General features: G+C 46.8%; 12 protein-coding genes. 3 read left to right on the plus strand and 9 right to left on the minus strand.

Going from position 1 to position 19,217, the window contains the following annotated elements; translation table 11 throughout:
• Window positions 1–1,016: 1,016 nt before the first annotated feature.
• Window positions 1,017–1,994, minus strand: coding sequence for a polyprenyl synthetase family protein (locus tag MZO40_RS13130; RefSeq protein ID WP_050338922.1), 978 nt, complete (start codon window positions 1,992–1,994; stop codon window positions 1,017–1,019).
• Window positions 1,995–2,136: 142 nt separating this feature from the next.
• Here MZO40_RS13130 and MZO40_RS13135 point away from each other — a divergent pair, with 142 nt between their 5' ends.
• Complete coding sequence (locus MZO40_RS13135) at window positions 2,137–3,051, plus strand: prenyltransferase (protein ID WP_050338923.1); 915 nt, start codon at window positions 2,137–2,139, stop codon at window positions 3,049–3,051.
• A gap of 202 nt (window positions 3,052–3,253) precedes the next feature.
• On the opposite strand, the gene cydC is transcribed toward MZO40_RS13135, so the two are convergent.
• From cydC to MZO40_RS13155, 4 genes are all read right to left on the minus strand, one after another.
• Window positions 3,254–5,014, minus strand: coding sequence for a thiol reductant ABC exporter subunit CydC (gene cydC, locus MZO40_RS13140; protein WP_050338924.1), 1,761 nt, complete (start codon window positions 5,012–5,014; stop codon window positions 3,254–3,256).
• Window positions 5,014–6,750 (minus strand): thiol reductant ABC exporter subunit CydD, encoded by a 1,737-nt coding sequence (cydD, locus tag MZO40_RS13145; RefSeq protein ID WP_050338925.1) that lies wholly within the window; start codon window positions 6,748–6,750, stop codon window positions 5,014–5,016. The genes cydC and cydD overlap by 1 nt, the downstream gene beginning before the upstream one ends.
• A gap of 127 nt (window positions 6,751–6,877) precedes the next feature.
• A complete protein-coding gene (gene cydB / locus MZO40_RS13150; protein ID WP_050338926.1) occupies window positions 6,878–7,873 on the minus strand; it encodes a cytochrome d ubiquinol oxidase subunit II in 996 nt (331 codons plus the stop codon).
• On the minus strand, window positions 7,866–9,305 hold the full coding sequence (locus MZO40_RS13155) for a cytochrome ubiquinol oxidase subunit I (RefSeq protein WP_050338927.1): 1,440 nt from the start codon (window positions 9,303–9,305) through the stop codon (window positions 7,866–7,868). The genes cydB and MZO40_RS13155 overlap by 8 nt, the downstream gene beginning before the upstream one ends.
• 419 nt (window positions 9,306–9,724) lie before the next feature.
• Between MZO40_RS13155 and MZO40_RS13160 the strand changes: the two genes are divergently transcribed.
• Entirely contained in the window at window positions 9,725–12,700 is a 2,976-nt protein-coding gene (locus MZO40_RS13160; RefSeq protein ID WP_105962109.1) for a serine aminopeptidase domain-containing protein, read from the plus strand.
• 59 nt (window positions 12,701–12,759) lie between these two features.
• A complete protein-coding gene (locus MZO40_RS13165; RefSeq protein WP_082230258.1) occupies window positions 12,760–12,936 on the plus strand; it encodes a hypothetical protein in 177 nt (58 codons plus the stop codon).
• An 80-nt stretch (window positions 12,937–13,016) separates the two neighbouring features.
• Here MZO40_RS13165 and MZO40_RS13170 read toward each other — a convergent pair whose 3' ends face one another.
• The 4 genes from MZO40_RS13170 to MZO40_RS13185 form a co-directional block, all read right to left on the minus strand.
• Complete coding sequence (locus MZO40_RS13170; protein ID WP_003638137.1) at window positions 13,017–13,601, minus strand: ECF transporter S component; 585 nt, start codon at window positions 13,599–13,601, stop codon at window positions 13,017–13,019.
• Window positions 13,602–13,727: 126 nt separating this feature from the next.
• A complete protein-coding gene (locus tag MZO40_RS13175; RefSeq protein WP_088769854.1) occupies window positions 13,728–15,152 on the minus strand; it encodes an amino acid permease in 1,425 nt (474 codons plus the stop codon).
• A 1,261-nt stretch (window positions 15,153–16,413) separates the two neighbouring features.
• Window positions 16,414–17,385, minus strand: coding sequence for an AEC family transporter (locus tag MZO40_RS13180; RefSeq protein ID WP_101873860.1), 972 nt, complete (start codon window positions 17,383–17,385; stop codon window positions 16,414–16,416).
• Between the two features lie 107 nt (window positions 17,386–17,492).
• Window positions 17,493–19,136 carry a malolactic enzyme gene (locus MZO40_RS13185; protein ID WP_088769856.1) on the minus strand — a complete coding sequence of 548 codons (1,644 nt, stop codon included), beginning with the start codon at window positions 19,134–19,136 and terminating at the stop codon, window positions 17,493–17,495.
• Window positions 19,137–19,217: the final 81 nt, after the last annotated feature.

Genomic DNA, 19,217 nt, shown 5'->3' on the forward strand with positions numbered 1-19,217 from the left:
TAATTTGAATTCACACGCATTCTGCTGGTTTTCTTGTGATGGATCATGATTAAATCATGCCAGTTAGTTCGGATTACTGTTCGTCAGCCGATGCGCGTCCGATTCCGACTTCCGGGACCGGCTGACAATTGCTGGAACGTAAGCCGACATCGATTTGAACTCACGCAGAAGTTCACTGCGCAATTTCAAATACGAGTCTTATTCTAAGCCGGAAGCAACCCACTTCCGACTAAGAATAATTTGGCTACTGAGCATTGTCAGCCGGCCCCTCCAGTCGGGAAATCACTCGAATGGCGGATGAACGGCCACCTATCTGGGTACAACTGACCACTGAATATTAAGTGACTGGTCCTTCAAGCAAACTTTTAATTGGCCTCAATAATGCTTTATCACACTTAATCACTGAAAAAATCAGTTGAATTTTATTCGCAAGATTTAACGGACAGTAGTCTTGAAATGAGTTGATTAAATTGCCATCGTTTGGAATTCGAGACTTTGCTATCTCCAACGACTAGAGAAAGTTTTGACAAATCCAGTGAAACTGCTGATTTGAAAAATTAAAACATGGGTTAGGAAGCTTAGCTATCATTAGAAACTAGTCTGACAGTTGAATATCAAAATGACCATGTATCAAGGAACCAACGACTAATTCAACAAAAGGTTGGGCCCGCACATGTCCGCCTTTCGAATACCATCCAGGCTGGAAGGTGTTTCTGACAATGCTCAGCGATGAAATTCCACTTGGCAAGCGTTTTTGGCTTGGTTAGTGGAAGACCAGTATTTAAGACGTGATTTGTCGGCTTAAATCTGTGTCCATCGTGTTCCAGCGTTGTCAGAAATGCCTGGAAGCCGACATAGGACGCGGCTACAACAGAAAGTTTACGGTAACTCGCACTGTTTCCAGCGGGTCTCAGCTGGTAGCACTTGAACTTAGAAAATAACATGATTTAATCATCTTTAATGCTAAAGACTAACTAGCACACGTCATTGGACTGATATTTATAGCCAAACCCGTCCTAATGATTACGTACTAACAGTTCCGTCACCAGTCGTCGGATGGTCTGTTGCGTCTCGCCGGCGGGTAGCTGGTCGATTAAATTCAGTGCCGTTTTGGTATAGTGTGTCGCCAGTTGTTGGGCTTGAGTCACACCGCCGAGGGCAATCACCTGGTCGCGAATCATTAGCAGGTGCTCGTTACTGATTTTATCGCCTGGCTGTGGCAAAATCGTCGCCAGATTAGGGTCAGCGGTCAGCGCATAAATCAACGGTAACGAGTACACGCCGTCTTTGAGGTCGTTGAGCACTGGTTTTTGGGTCAAAGCTTCGTCTCCTGCAAAATCGAGGACATCGTCGAGCATTTGATAGGCCAATCCTAAGCGTTCACCAATTTGTTGCGCGAGTTTGACAACGTTTTCAGGAGCAGCCGCAAAGTGCGCGCCCTGTTCACAACTGAGGCTAAATAACCGAGCTGTCTTCCCTCTGGCAATTGCCAAGTAGTCGTCTACAGTCGTGGTGGGGTCGTAGTTATGGGACATCTGGTCGAGCTCCCCCTGCAAAATGGCGCGCATCGCGGCCGTGTTGATTCGAATATCATCCGCCGACTTAGCCGCAATCAAGACTTGATCAAAATAACAGGTAAACAGTAAGTCCCCCGCGTAAATCGCGTTTCGTTGCCCATAATCTTGATGAATGGTGGTGACATGGCGGCGTTCTGGCGATTCATCAATTACGTCATCGTGAATCAGGGTCGCCACGTGCAATAGCTCCATGGCCGCCGCGCCCGCCTGTAAACGAACTGAATCATGCTCAGTTCCAAATTGACTGAACAAATAAAAAAAGCCCGGCCGTAAAAATTTTCCACCCGCCGCTAATAATTGATGGACGCGCTGATTGATCGCAGCGTTATCAATCTTAACGTTTGCTGCCAGGTAAGGTTTTAAAGCTTTTAGTTCATTTGCTACGGCACTATTAGGTTGCCAAATGGTTTGCATCATCATGAAATCCCCCGTTTTTTATAGAGATGGCTCCGGGGCGTGAAGACGCCGACACTTGCAGCCAGTCACATTCTAAAATACAATCTATACTAAAGGTACAAATAACTGGTTAGGTTGTCAAACAAAAGGATGGTGTAAATCATTGAAACCAAAGGTGTTTCTTGAATTTGTCGAAATAAAATCTTTAATCGCGAGCGTTTTACCGTTCGTTTTGGGGAGTATGTACGCGTTTTATAATTATCATCAGCTGCATCTCGGCTATCTACTGCTATTTTTCATCGCGTCGTCCCTCTTTCATATGGCAACTAATGCCAATGATAACTACCAAGATTTCCTGCACGCGCCACGTAACGACGATAATCAGGCGTTTCTTGAGGAAACCAACGTGGTCGGCGTCAACCAGATTTCAATTGGCCAGGCTCGCCTGATTACGTTTGGATTGGCTGGTATCTCGCTGATTATCGGCTTATGGCTCGTCACGCAAACGGGCTTACCTCTGCTATGGATGGGGATTTATTCCTACGCGGTCGGATATTTCTATGCTGGCGGTCCTAAGCCAATTTCACAAGGTCCGTTCGGTGAATTCTTCTCTGGCTTTACGATGGGCTTCATGATTTTCTGGATTGCCGTCTTTATTAATACTTATGACGTCGCCCCACTTAGCTGGTCGTCAACGTTAGGCGTATTGATTGCCTCAGGATTAGCCATTTTCGCGATTTCAAATATTATGTTAGCTAATAATATTTGTGATATGGATGAAGATATTGCACTGGGACGGCACACCATTCTGTATTACCTTGGCAAGCCCGTCATGCTTCAAGTCTTCGCCTGGAGTTACGTCGCGGGCTATGCCTGCCTGGTGATTGCGGTCATCATGGGCGTGTTACCGAAGTTCAGCCTCCTGACTTTAATCAGTATCATTCCAGTTTGGAAAAACACCCGCATCTTCATGCACAAGCAGGTCAAACGGGAAACTTTCACAATCTCAATCAAAAACGCAACCTTAATTTGTCTCTCCTTTATCGTATTCATGGGCTTAGGATTGATTTTCAACTAGTTTCGACTTGTACCTTGACGTAACTTAAATGATGACTACCGGTCACAAAAAAACAATCGCAACAAGAATGAGTTCTTGTCGCGATTGTTTTTTTGCTTAAGTTCAATAACGGCTAACTTTGAGGCGCTAAAAATAATGCGAATTAGCCGGTTGACTGGCAGTTAGCTTACGATTCAACCCTATCTGTTTGCAACCTAGCCACTTAATTATCCGACACTCGGCTATCATGGCCTTGGTCCAAATCATAGAGCCGTTTGAACCGTGGAGCTGTGGCATATAATTCATCCGGCGTCCCGGCCATGTCGAACTTACCAGCTTCCAAGAACCGGACTTGGTCGACGTGGTTGATACCAGCTAAATGGTGCGTGACCCACAAAATGGTCTTGTCGTTGAGGACCCGGAAAACCGTCGTCAACAAGTGGGCTTCCGTAATTGGATCCAAACTAACGGTAGGTTCGTCCAAAATAATGATTGGGGCGTCTTGAAGTAGGATGCGGGCTAATGCCAACCGTTGGCGCTCACCGCCAGAGAAGCGCGCCCCGCCCTCTTCTACGACCGTTTCGTAGCCGTCGGGTAAGCTTGTAATCAAGGGTTCGAGTTCAACCGCTTTAAGCGCGGCTTTCACCTGTTCATCCGTTGCTTGTAAGTTCCCCATCCGCACGTTGTTCATGATCGTGGTGTTAAAGAGGTACGGCTGTTGGTCCAAGACGCCGAACAAGTCGGCCCGTTCTTTTTGCAAGCGTGCGATTGGAATATCATTGAGTTGAATGCTCCCAGCATCCGGCGCCACATCCCCTAAAATCAGCTTGAGTAAGGTACTCTTACCAGTTCCAGAAGGCCCTAAGAGTGCCAGTTTTTCGCCGGCTTTCAACGTCAAGTTAAGGTGTTCAAAAATTGCGTGACCGCCACCTGGATATTTGAAATCCAAATCAGCGACCCGTAAGACTTGGAACGGCTCCGTCAAAACCGTTTGATCCTGTTCGTCAACCGGCGTGGTATCCAGCGCATTGACCCGTTTAATCGAACGTTGATACGTCGGCCATTCGCTGACCCCTTGACTCACCGACTGCATCGCATCGACCAATGGGAAAACGGATAAGACAAACGCAGCAATCCAGTTGGAACTTGCGGCATTCGTCGTCCAGTAAAAGCTACTCCAGACAAGCAAGGCGAGGCAAATCACACCAAAAATAATTTGGATGGAAAAGTCACGCCACCATTGAAACCGGTGATCTTTTTTACGAAGGGCAGCAATCGCCGCAATCGGCTTGGTTTGCCGTTGGTAAAAATCGGCTTGCCGGCCCGCAATCAACCAGTCACCGAGGCCCATGACCGAATCTGTCAGTTGAGTATAAAAGCCCTGTTGAATCTGACGACTCTGCGATTCCCGCGCGCCGTTTAATAACACTGACCAGAGTGGCATCACAACTACGACGAGTCCTAACATCAGTAGCATCAGCAATCCGAACCACCAACTGAAATAGCCGAGTGCAATCACGATAATCAGCGTCATGAACCACGCGATCACTGTCGGAAAGACCGTCCGCAGATATAAGTTCTCAATGTGGTCGATATCATCCGCCAAGATACTTAGGACATCCCCCGTTTGAAAGTTTTGCCGAATGGCGACCGCGTGCTTGGCGACCGCTTGGTATAACTTCTTACGAAAGTCTGACACGATCCGTAAGACCCAGTTATGACTCGTGATCCGTTCTGCGTAGCGAAAGGCAGGACGGCCAATCCCAAACGCCCGCGTGAGCACGATTGGCACGTAAATCATTAGGATATTATACGGATGCCGCGCCGCCTTACTGATTAAATAACCGGAGTTAAACATCAGCGCTGAGCCGCAAAAGAAGGTCATCAAGCCTAGAAACAGCGTCAACGCGAGTAATTTTTTGTACTTACGCAGGTATGGCATGACCCACGTATCGTGTTTAAATGTTGCTAAAAAATCTTTCATTAGATCGCACCTACCATTTCATCACGCAAGCGGACATAAGCGCCGTCATGTGCCGCCAATTCTGCTGGCGTGCCTTGTTCGACGATTTGGCCATGGTCCATCACTAACACGTAATCCATCTGATTGATCCAGTGTAGCCGGTGGGTCGCAAAGAAGACGAGATGGTCATCTAATACGGGCAAAATCGTCTCCTTCAAGGCCGCTTCCGTCTCAATATCCAGATGGGCAGTCGGTTCATCAAATAGTAAGACTCGCCGTGAATCATCCAGAAAGGCCCGTGCGAGCGCGATTCGTTGGGCTTGTCCACCACTGACACCCCGCGATCCTTCACCAATCTGGGTGTCGAGTCCGTCTGGCAACGTGGCGATCCAAGCCGTTAAACCGGCTTTTTCGGCCGCTTGTTCAATCGCTTCACGCGACGCATGCGGCTGATAAAAGGCCAGATTCTCAGCTAAGGTTGCATGGAACAAATAGGGATTTTGTGGAATGTAGAAAAAGCTCTGTTGCCAGGCCTGTTGACTCAGGTGAGTTACGGTTTGACCATTGACCTGAAGCTCACCCTGGTCCGCAACTGGCGTCAAGAAACCACCGAGCAAATTAATCAGGGTCGATTTACCTGAACCCGAGGCACCAATAATCCCAATCCGTTGATAGCCGTGCACCTCGAGGTCAATCTTCTTCAACGCTAGTTTATCATCATTGTCATAGCTAAAATCGACGTCGTGTAAGCTTAACGTACTATCTGCCTGCCAATGAATCGGCGTCGTTCCGAGTTGTTCACGATCAGTCGGAATCGGCAGCGCTAACATCTTTTGCACATCCGCAAACGCGTTTTTCCCATTCAGAGTCGCGTGATAGTCATTCGCAAACGTCCGGAGTGGTAGGAAGTAATCTGGTGACAACACCAGAATTACGAGTGCTGGCAACAGGCTAATCGTCCCGTTAATCAGGCCGAACCCTAGGAAGACGGCAACGACCGCAATGGATAGTGTCGTGAAGAAGTCGAGTGCAAACGTCGAGAGCATCGCAATTTTGATGACCGCTAACGTCTGCTTACGGTAGCCTTCACTGACTTGATAGACGTTATCCGCATAGCGTTTTGACAGTCCTAATTGTTTGAGCGTTGGTAGGCCCCGTAGCGTATCCACAAAGTGATTGGACATCCGCTGGTAACCGACGTATTGCGCGTCAGCCTTGGCTTGGGCGGCGTAACCCAAAATAATCATGAAGAGGATAATCAGTGGAAAAATAGCAAATAGAAAGAGGGCTTCGCGCCACCGCAATACCGCAATATAAATTAAAATAATCCACGGAATCACCATCATGTCGATCACTTTGATGACGACTAACATTAAGTACGTTTGAACCTTATCGATACCTTCCAAGGCCGTCGTGACCACGTTCCCGGTCCCAGTCTTCGCGACGTAGCCCGGTCCTAATTGGTACAGTTTTTGCATGACTTGCCGACGCATATCGCCACTCGTCCGCTCAACCAAGGGGTACATCACCCGATTTTTGATAACGACCAGTAGCTGACGACCGACCCACGCTAAGGCAAATATCAGCATTGGCCGCAGAATCGTGGACAAGGCATGCAAGTGCCACAGTCCAACGATGGCGACCGACAAATAGTAGGCCTGAAATACAATACAAATGCCTTCGATGACCGCCAGCAGGCCTAAAATACCCGCTGCTCGGCGCATTCCCGGTAGTTTAAATAACGCTGGATCAAACACATCCGATCCCTCCCCGCTTAAAATGAACGGGGCCGCCCCCTGGCACTAGGCCAGGGTCGCGACCCCGTTGGTGCTGTTAAATTCATTGTACCACCGCACCCCGTGATACTGTTGTCATCAAATTAAATTATGATGCCAAGCGTTTGTAAAATACCCAGTAACTCCAAATAAAGTAAATCAACATGATCGGTAAGACCGTTAAGGAAATCACCGTCATCAGATGTAACGTGTATGGTGAGTTCGACGCGTCTTTGATCAGAATGCTGTAAGCCGAATTGTTGGCAACCATCACCCGTGGGAATAAGCCGTTGAACAGTAAGACGACCACGTCAATCAGTGATAAGCCACTGCTGATGAAAGACAGCCATTCGTGATTACCATAAACGCCCCAGGTTGCTAAGACGGTCAATAAGACCAATGCGACCACTAAAATCGTTGTTGAGATTGGCTTCTTCGTGAAGAAATCCGTATTGAAGAAGAGTAGAATCGCAAAGACCACTTCACCTGCAAAGAGCACCCAGTATAGTGGTTTGGCCCATTGCAATGCTCGTTCACGCAACGTCCCGGTCGTCTTCAGGCGAATGAAGTTCAAGCCGTGCAAGTAGCAGAGCAAGGTCACTGCGACCCCACCGACGATTGAGAACAAGTTGACGTAATCCGTAAAGTGCGCCGTCATATCACCATTGGCGTTGATTGGCATCCCTTTGACCAGCGCGGTGAACATCATCCCAAATAGGAAGGCAGCGAAGAAACTACCCAGTGCGGCTGCCCATTCCCAGAAGTTGCGACCAGATTCAGTTTCCATCCGGCTGCGGAATTCAAACGAGACACCCCGCATGATCAAAGCAACCAAAATCAACAAGAGAATCAGATAGAAGCCGGAGAATAAGGAAGCATACCACATTGGAAACGAGGCGAACATTGCCCCACCAGCGGTAATCAACCAAACTTCATTGGCATCCCAGTGTGGGCCAATCGTGTGAATCACCACGTCCCGTTCATCACGGGTCTGTGCCAAGCTCTTGATGGTCATCCCAACCCCGAAGTCAAAGCCTTCCAGGAAGAAGAAGCCACTGAATAGCACGCCGACAAGTATAAACCATAAGAATTGTAAGTTACTCATGACTGAACGCCTCCTTACCATAAGGATCGTATGATGCGTCATCAGCAGCTTGTAGTAAATCATCTGGTCCTTGATGTAAGGCCCGCCGTGACAAGACGATCATGACAATTCCGAGACCACTGAAGAGGCAGAAGTAGACGATGTTAGAAATCAACAACGAAGCAACACTGACATTTGGCGATACCGCATCGGCAATCGTGAGTAAGCCATAAACGACCCATGGATAACGGCCAAGTTCAGTAATCAACCAACCAGCCGTGTTAGCGGCAAATGGTAAGAACGTACAAATACCGAGTACCCAGAGGAACCAGCGTTGCCGTTCGATCAACGTCGATTTCGCACGAACGAAGAACAACCCGATGATCGCAATCAGCGCGAACAATCCACCGGAGACCGTCATGACCCGGAAGCTCCAGAACAAGGTCTTGGTTGGCACGTAGTAATTCATGTCCTTACCAAACTTCTTATCATACTTCGCGTGTAACTCTTTGTTGATCGTATTTTGACCCTTAACGTTACCAGATAACTTGTGGTAGCTGAGAATATCGAGGACGTATGGAATTTCAACCGACCATTTGGCCTTGTGATTCTTGGTATCCATACCTTCGATCACCGCCCAAGAAGCTGGTGAACCGGAGTCCTTGTACAACCCTTCAGTTGCGGCAAACTTCATCGGTTGTTCCTTAATAATGTAGCGTGTTTGTAAATCACCCATGCCGACCACACCGATAGAAGCAACCAAACCAACGATCAAGCTGACCTTAATCGACTTGCGGAAGAAGGTCACATTCTTCTTCTTCAACAAAGCGAAGGCCGCCATACCTGCAACCACAAATGAACCGGTGACAAAGGCGCCAAACAACACGTGTGGTAATTCATACCATAACTGTTCGTTCTTAACGACGGCGGCAAAGCTCGTCATTTGTGCCCGACCAGTCTTCGTGTTGATCATAAAGCCAACCGGATTTTGCATGAAACTATTCGCCGCTAAGATCCACATTGCGGAAATCATCGTCCCAATCGACGTTAACCAGATAAACGCACAGTGGATTTTGGCATTAAAGCGGTCCCAACCAAACATCCATAAACCAATAAACGTGGATTCCATAAAGAATGCCACCAACGCTTCAATTGCAAGTGGTGCACCAAAAATGTCACCCATGAAACGTGAATAATCAGACCAGTTCATCCCAAATTGGAATTCTTGTATAATCCCTGTTACGACACCAACGGCAAAGCTAAGTAAGAAAATTCGGCCCCAAAATTGTGCCATGTGTTTGTACATGATGTCTTTTTTGACAACATATACCGTTTCCATAATTGCAACAATCAAGGCTAAGCCGATTGATAATGGCACGAAGAAGAAATGAAACACCGTGGTCATCGCAAATTGAAAGCGCGCCAAGGATAAGATACTTAATCCGAGATTCATAATGGTCCCCCCTTTATAAATTTATTCCCTACGAAAGCGGAAACACCTTATTCACCTTTAATAATAGCAAGTGATAAGTGAAATTTCAATCAATCTCAACTTTTATTCCCAAAATAGTCAAAGTCGCTAATTTTCAAGGCCACTATTAGTACAAATACTAGTTAGTTAGTTGACATTGTCTGTTGCTAATCACGTGATAATTCACGGTTTTGCGCGACTTTAGTTTGGCCATTGGGATTACAAAGCTTTTGACAACTTTAACCAATATAGCTGTGTATTTCACACTATAAACAAGTGATGCCGTTATTAAAAAAGTCCCTGTTTCCACAACTTAAACCGTGGAAACGGGAACAATCGCGCGCTGACGTGCTATATTTTTTAATGTGCAACAGACTAAAACGTTACGAGGAGTAAATAATATGAAAAGGAATTCACAACCATCGGCCACCATTGATCATTATAAAATGTTCAAAGATGGCAAGCATTGGGTCTATGCCGGCATTACCATCGCGGGGCTTGGTAGTACGCTGATGCTGACCACCAATGCGCTTGCCGACACGACGACACCCGTGAGTGCCACCACCACGGCTTCCGCACCCAATGCCACCACTAGTGACCAACTCAGTCAGGCTGCCGGGGCAACTGCGGCTGATTCGAGTTCGGTAACTGATACGAACAGTACGCCGGTCACTGCTAGTTCTGAGACCAGTACCAGCAACACCACTGGCGATGACACGACTGCTACAACAGCAGCCGCCATCAGCCGGACCAGTCTCGCCACAACAACGACTGACGCTGATGCAGACGCGGCTAATAACACTAGCGCGACTGATACTGCGGTAACCAGCGGCTCAACTAATAATACTGTTACAGATCAAACCAGCACTGACGCCACTGCCACGGCGGATTCAACGAAGTCTACAACGACAACTGATGCCGTTAGCGACAAGACTAGTGCTGCGCTAAATTCAACTGAAACGTCATCAGCGTATACGACAACTGCTGTGGACAATCAAGCTGATACGACGACTGCTTCAACGGATGCCGCAGCAAACACGACGTCAAGTGCAACTGATGATGCGACAACTGACGATGCGTCGACCGGTACGACGACAGCTGCAACTACTCTGACTGGCGAAGATGCTACGACTGACATTGACGCGACCGCCGAAGACGCTACAGCCGACACTACCGCAGCGACGACTGCCGTTACGCCCGCCAGTACCAGTTTAACAACGACTGACAGTGGCCACGGTTTGATTTATGAAACCAATGACCAAACCGGCAACCAAAAGAGCACGATCACGATTGAGCAAACTGGTCCTTATAGTGTCACTTGGAAAAAGGTCACGACTTCAAATAAGGACGAAACCACGACCGTCACGTTAGACGCCAGTGATATCGTCGCAATCGTCAATGAAATCAAAGATTTAACTAACCAAGCAGCGACATCCGCTGTCCAAGAAAAATTAGCAGCGGCAAAGGCCAAGCTTAACACGATCGTCGACCAACTCAAAGAACTACCAACCACGATTGCCAGCACGATCGTCGGTAACTTGATCTACCCGATCGTTTTCACTGGAAGTGGCTCAGAAGCGCTGTCGAATTTACGTACTGAAATGAATGAACATCGCTACGACATTTCCAATACTTGGGAAGGCCTCGACCCCGTGGCTTACGCAACTGACCGGGCGGCGGCAGAAGAATACTACCCCGCCGCAGTCACGTGGTGGAACAACGTCACCAAAGAAACTTGGACATTGCCAGAATATAACGACCCGACACAAAACGTTCGGGCCTACTACATTCAAAACGGCGATGCCACCAAAACCGTTATTATTGGTCAGGGTTGGACTGAACATCTCGACTGGATCGGCTACGTCTCTAAAATCTGGTATGACATGGGTTATAACATCCTAATGCCAAGCCAACGTGGTCAATTCCTGAGTGACGGCGATGATTTGACCTTTGGATACCAGGATAAGTATGACTGGTTGAACTGGGTCAAGATGGTCGACGAACGCAACGGCGCCAACAGTGAAGTCGTCTTCTACGGCCAATCATTAGGTGCTGACACCGTGCTCGAGGCTGCTTCAGTTCCGGGGTTATCAAAATCGGTCAAGGCGGTGGTCGCTGATGCCGGTTACGCGACCTTACCTGAATTGGGTGCGTCACTGTACACGAAGGCCATCAATTACGTCTCGAACGCCCTTCAATCAGTTGGGTTACCAGCGATTACTAGTTTGCCGTTCTTATCGTATGACAAAATTGTGGCTGCCATTAACGCTCGTTTGATTAAAACTCAGGGCTTCAATGTTGACGACTTATCCGCCGTCGATGCGGCAAGCAAAGTAACGATTCCCCTGCTGTTGATTCACACCGAAGATGACGCGTTCATTCCATACACGCAATCACTTGAATTAGCCGCTGCTAATCATTCAGCCGACCAAGAAGTCTGGATTTTACCCGGACAAGTTGGTGGTCACGCAGCCGCAAACAACGCGATTCTTCAGTACCAACAACATCTACGTGACTTCCTCGCACCATTAGTATCAGTCGCAGAAGCAGAAGATGAAGCGGTCGATGTCGACCCTAGTGCTGACTCGACGGCAACATCTGATGCGACTGATCGTACGACCGATGCGAGTGTTAATACAGACGGCAAAACCAGTACTACGGAAACGACTGATGACACAGACGGCAAAACCAGTACTACAGATACGACTGATGAAACGGATGGTTTAACTGATACCACTGAAACGACTAACAGTGCGGACAGTTCGACCGACACGACTCACACAGCCAAAAATTCAGCAAGTGCCACCGGCTCGGCTGAATCAGCAGATGATACGACTAATGGCAACGATTCATCGCAAACTGATCCGGATGCCACAACTACTGACGACGATCAGGATGAGTCGACTGCCACCGCTGATGGTTCAACTTCAACAATCGTCAAAAATGGCCGTTTAGCACCTGTCACCACGACGGATGAGTCCGCTACTGACACCGTATCGCTGGCAGATGCGACTCCAACAGACGTTGATATGACCAACGACCAGACGGATGCTGCTGAAGCCAGTGCCACCGATGCTGCAGTCACAAACAATGACTGGCTGGTTAATCACGACCACAGTGGTTCCGTGGTAACTGCCAGTCTACGCGAAGATTTGAGCGCGGCTGACGCAAAGATTGCCATGACACCAACGGCCGTTTCGACGACTAAGCCCGAGGCAGATTCAGACCTTGCCCCGGTCAGCTCACCAACGACTAAATCAGCACCAGCCTTGCCACAAACTGATGAAACGTCGCAATCATGGTTGACTGCGCTCGGTGCCAGTTTATTAACTGTTGTCACTGGTCTTTGGACACGGATTCGTCGGCGTTTTGCTTAACGCAGCGGCCCAACTTTGTGGTATTCTGAATGAACAATAACCAGTGAGGAATGATAATAATGGATATTGGAACATCAGTCTCGTTCGTACTTGAGGGGCAAACCTATACTGGTACGATTGCCAAAAGTTACACGAATTCTTATCTCATCAACTTTAACAGCACTGACCCTGAAATCATTGATAAGTATCATAATAAAGTCATTATCAGTCAAAAGAAGGTTCAGGCAGTTAAATAACGTCAAATAAGCATCGCAGCAAATTACCCCGATTGAGGGTTTGCTGCGATGCTTATTTTATTTTGCAATCATAGCTCAATCTATGCCTTTTTAAAACGTAATAATGGCGTTCCAATCAGCGGCGTTAAAATCCCAGCTAAAATAGCTTCTGGCACCCCATTTGAGGCAACGACCGCTAATAAATAAGGCATTAGCTTACTTAAATTGATTTGATAAAATCCCGCTGCCTGATGACTGTATAGCAGACCAATCAAGCCAAGCACCAAAATCGTGTTGGTCAAAGCGCCAGCAACACCAGCTAGCGTGAATCCCAGCGTTCGGTGTTGTCGTTTTTGAAACCAAATAAAAATCCAGCCAGCGACCACTCCAATCAAAATTCGCGGTACCACTGAAATTAATGGATTGGTAAACACGATTGGCGCTAACGCACTGGTGGGCGCGACGAATGCGCGAATCCAATCAATGATTCCCCAAATACCCCCAACAATTGCGCCATCTCGTGGTCCCAAAACCACCGCAGCAATAATGACCGTTACATGAATCGTCGTAATGCTCAATCCCGGCAACGGAATGTACCCAAAAAACGGCACGATATTTTGAATGATCACAATCGCCATTAGTACCGCCAACACACTGATATGATAGGCGTTTGAACGTCTCTGCATCATCAGTCACCTCAACTCTCTTTTCCATTCAATTACGCGCTTAATTATAGCATATGACTGGAGCCAAATCGCAAACGATATAGCGACAAAAAAACTAGCCCCAAAGCTGGCAGCTAGTTTCGAATTTCATTCCGATTCTTTTTTCCGTAGGCCCGCGCGAATCCGTGAGTGACGATAACTGTAGCTAAAGTAGATGACCACCCCGATGACGAGCCAAATGGCAAACATGTGCCAAGTGAAGGCTTGCAAGTTGATCATCAGATAAATACAAGCTAGAAACGATACGATCGGCAACACCGGATAGAATGGCACTTTGAAGGAACTATTGATTTGCTGTAGCGTTTCATGGCGACGTAAGAAGACGACTCCAATCGAGACCATAGCGAATGCAAATAAAGTCCCGATGTTGACCAACTCCGCAATCTTATCCAACGGAATCACCGCTGCAAAGACGCTGGCGATGATACCAAAAATCCAGGTACTTTTAACAGGGACTTTGGTATGTGGACTGACCGTCCGAAACGCCTTCGGTAAGAGCCCATCCCGACTGATGGCAAAGAGCAACCGGGTACCACCATACAACATGACGATCAGCACCGTTGTCATCCCAACGACTGCGCCGAGGGATACAATGCCCGCGGCCCAATTCTGATGAATCACAGCTAACGCGTAAGCCACGGGATCCCCAACGTTTAATTGACTATAATGGACGACCCCAACCAGAACGGCAGCCATCGCCACGTAGAGAATCGAAGCAACCACCAACGAGCCGACGATTCCAATTGGCATATTGCGCTTCGGATTTTTAACCTCTTCGGATGCCGTTGATACCGCGTCAAACCCAATGTAGGCATAAAACGCAAGTGACGCACCTTTGACTAAGCCGCTCACCCCATGGGGCATGAACGGATGATAATTGGCTGGTTTCACGAAGAAAATCGCAACCGCGATAAAGAGTACAATCACTAAAATTTTGACAATTACCATAATCGAATTGACCCGGGTCGATTCTTGCAACCCGCCGACCAACAGTAACGATACCGCTAAAACGACCACAAAGGCAATCAAGTTAAAGCCCGCGTGACTCGTTCCAGCCGTCCCCGCGGCCGCCGACAAATACGACGGTAGCTTGAGCCCGAAACCACTAATCAAATTTTGAAAATACGACGACCAACTGACAGCGACTGAAGAAACGGCAAATAAATACTCCGATATCAGTGACCAACCCAAAATCCAAGCTAGAAATTCACCGAAGACCGTGTATACATAAGTGTAGGCACTCCCAGCTAACGGAATCGTCGAGGAAAATTCAGCGTAACATAATGCAGCTAACGAACAAACCACCGCCGCAATCACAAAGGATAACATTGCAGCGGGACCGGCATATTTGGCCGCAATAATTCCGGGCGTGATAAAAATCCCGGAACCAACAATTGCCCCCACCCCCATCATCGTCAGGCTAAAGGCATTTAACGTTTTTGCGAGGCCGCCCTGATTAAAACTCGCTGGATTGACTGGCTTTTTGACCAACAATCGGCGTGACTCTTTCATATGGGGTTCCTCCTAATCAAATTCTTAATAATGCAACGTGCTTAATTCTATTAATTTTTGTGCGATTAGTCAAGTTAATCTAGAAAATTCAACCAAATTATCTTAAAACGCCTTAAGATAGCGTTTTATTTGGTTAGTTACTTTAAACAAATTTATTAATTGTTCATAAGATTTGCTAATTTCAATCTCACGCTGTGCTTAATAATTCAGCTACTACTACATATGTTGCTAGTTATTATTTAGCATTAAAGATGATTAAATCATGCTATTTTCCAAGTTCAAAAGCTGCCAGCTGAGACCCGCTGGGAACAGTGCGAGTTACCGTAAACTTGCAGTGGTAGGATCGTCCTCGGGCGGCTTCCAGGCATTCTGGGTAATGGCCGTGACGTGGTGGACACAGATTTAAGCCGACAACCCACGTCTTAAATACTGGTCTTTCACTAACCAAGCACAAGACGCTTGCTAAGTGAAATTTCACCACTGGGCCTTCCCCAGAATACCTTCCAGCCGGGATATTATTCGAAAGGCAGACATGTGCGGACCCAATCTTTTGATGAGCTAGTCGTTGATTCTTAACAAAATGTGATTTCGACATTCAACAGTCAGACTACCTTCTTGAAACAACTAAACTTTCTTAGCCATGTTTTAAGATTACTGACAACTTCACTGAACTTGCTTGTCAAAATCTTCTCTAACCATCTAAGATAACAAAATTTTGAATTCTAAACGAGGGCAACTTTATCGACCAATTTCAAGACTAGTTGTCCTTGAAATTGGTGGCATTGAGATGAGTGAATAGTATTCAGATGATCTTCTCAGTAATTAATGCCATCAGTCCTCATCCGTACCAAATAAACTTTTGCCTAAAGGGTCCAATCACTAAATATTCAATGGTCAATTGCACCTAGATAGGTGGCCGTTCATTCGCCATTCGAGCGGCTTCCCGACTGTAGGGGCCGGCTGACAATGCTCAGTAGCCAAATTATTCTTAGCTGGAAGTGGTCTTCTTTCGGCTTAGAATAAGACTCGTATTTGAAATTGCGCAGTGGGTTTCTGCGTGAGTTCAAATCGACGTCGGCTGCGTTCCAGCAATTGTCAGCCGGCCCCGAAAGTCGGACTAAGGCGTGCATCGGCTGACGAACAGGAATCCACCAACTAGCATGATTTATCATGATTCATGACAAGTTAACCAGCACAATGCGTATGCCATAAAAAAAGCGGCCCATCACAGGCCGCTTTTTAACAGTAAATCTAGTTTGGATTAAATATATTGAATCAAGGTCATCAAGACTGGCACAACCACGATGAACAAGACGGTACTGGTTGTGACAATGTTGGTGGCGTATTCGACGTCTCCATGTGCTTCGTTAGCCAAGATTGGCAATACGGCTAACATTGGCGTTGCTGATTGAACGATCAACGTTTGTGAAGCCATGGTTGGGAAGCTGGCGCCCAAGTTGCCGGCAACCATCAAGACCAAAATCATGATGATTGGTGACAAGATGAAGCGACCAATCAACGCAACGATCGTATCACGGTCGAAACGAATACTCTTCAACCCGGCATCCGCTAGCACGATCCCGATATAAATCAAGGAAAGCGGTGTGACCAAGTTACCAACATACGTCAAGGTCGAACTGATGAAATCAACCTTCATCACTGGGATATTGAGTAATAGCACAACTAATGCGACTAAGAACCCAACCAGTGGCATTGGAATAACTTTCTTCCAATCAATCTTGTTGTGTGTCTTTTCCTTAGGCTTCGTTGGATCATCGTTAGAAATCAAGAATACCCCGAAAGCCCAAGTTGAAACGGTGTTAACAATATAGTAAACCAGGAAGTACGTCATACTCTTATCGCCAAACAACGCAATGTTCAAAGGTAACCCAATGAAGATCGTGTTGGCGTTGACGATTGCATTAATGAAAATCCCTTTACGACCGGGCTTGACCCGCATCAATTTGACCAGGATAAACGCAATCACATAACCAATGATGACGGCTAAGAATGCGTAGGCCAAGTAGCCGGCAAACGACCCTAGCTGACCACGCGTCAACCGACTCAACACTGAAACGAAAATCGACGCTGGCAGGGCGATGTTTTTGATAAACTTGGAAATCGTCCCCGCAAACTTGTCATCAAACCAACCGGTCCGCCGTAAGACAAACCCTAATATCATGATCAAAACGACCACTAGGACGCTTTGAATCGAATTCCATAAAACTGCCATGTGCACTTATACCCTCTTACAATCTCTTAATTTGCCGATGCCATTCGCGACGTTAACCTGCCAAGCTAACTCGCGGCATGGGCTTGTCAATCTCTTATTTGCCGACGCTATTTGCTGATGGTTTTGTATTCTGGAACCCACTTCATATCAGCAACTGCTTGTTTGGCATCCGTAATTGGTTCTTTGTTTAACTTCTGATCAATCACACTTTGTGCAACGACTTCAGCTAAAGTTTGTGAAAATTCAGTAATCTTTGAAACTGGTGGTAAGACCGCTGCACCTGGCTTAGACGTATCCACGATACCGCCCAAGGCATGGCATGCAGCTGATAAGGTCTCACTGTTCAAGACTTTGGCCGTTGATGCAATCAAACCAAATCCTAAACCAGGGTACATCAAGGCGTTGTTCCCTTGACCGATTTGGTAAGTAACACCCTTGTATTCCACATCGTCAGCTGGAATCCCAGTGGCAACTAAGGCGCGACCATCAGTCCATTTGATCAAATCTTCTGCTTTGGCTTCTGCTAACTTGGTTGGGTTAGACAGTGGGAAGATGATTGGCCGTTCCGTATGTGCAGCCATTTCCTTAACAATGCTTTCAGTGAACGTCCCTGGTTGAGTTGACGTCCCAATCATAACTGTTGGGTGAACGGCCTTAACAACGGCTTCAAGGTTAGTTAGTTCATCAGCGTTACTAAATTCGCTACGCTTACGAGTGAAGGCCTTTTGGGCTGGGGTTAAACCTTCAGTATCGTCAAAAAGTAAACCTTGCTTATCAACAGCGTAGAAGTGTTGCTTAGCTTCTTCTTCGGTCAAACCAGCTTGCATTAATTCATCGAGGATTTGGTTGGCAATCCCCATGCCGGCAGTACCCGCACCGAATGACAAGATCTTTTGGTCCTTGATACTTTCCTTAGAAATGTTCAAAGCACCTAAGATACCCGCTAAAACGACCATCCCAGTTCCTTGGATATCATCGTTAAAGGTTGCGATTTGATCTTTGTACTTGTCCAAGATAACTTGCGCGTTGTCACGACCGAAATCTTCAAAGTGTAACAATGAATCTGGGAATAATTTTTGTTCTGCTTCAACAAACTTGTCGATCACATCGTAGTATTGTGCGCCAGAAACTCGCTTGTGACGGTTACCTAGATACAATGGATCATCCAATAATTTCTGGTTGTTGGTCCCAGCATCAATGCTTACAGGCAAGACTTGAGATGGGTCGATACCGGCAGCGGCCGTGTAGACCATCAACTTACCAATGGCGATATCAACACCGTTAACGCCCCAGTCACCCATACCAAGGATTCCTTCAGCGTCAGTCACAACGACTAAGCGAATATCGCGACCATCAGCCGCGTTCTTCAAAGTAGCTTCAATATCTTCTGGTGCATCAACTGAAACAAAGGCGGCATTTTGTGGATCCAAGAATAATTCGTTGTATTGTTCGATTGAATCAGCAACGACCGGATCATAAACGATTGGCATGAATTCAACCACGTGTTCATCCATTAAGTGGAAGAACAACGTCCGGTTTTCGTTGAACAGATTCATTAAGAAAATCCGTTGTTCCAACCGACTTGGCTTGCTCTTGAATTGCGCATAAGCTTGAGTCGCTTGTTCGTCGATGGTTTGAACCTTACTTGGTAACGTCCCGGTCAAGCCCAATGCTTGGCGTTCTTCTTTAGTAAAAGCAGTCCCCTTATTTAAGAATGGGTTATTTAAAATGGTACTTGCAGTTTTTGTCATTACTGCGACCTCCTATTTTTGAATGAGCTTCAATAAACTTATATCAACAGGAAAAACTGTTCTTATCATTTTACATGCAAT

The sequence above is a fragment of the Lactiplantibacillus sp. B652 genome, from assembly GCF_023806745.1.
Classification (GTDB): Bacteria; Bacillota; Bacilli; order Lactobacillales; family Lactobacillaceae; genus Lactiplantibacillus; species Lactiplantibacillus pentosus.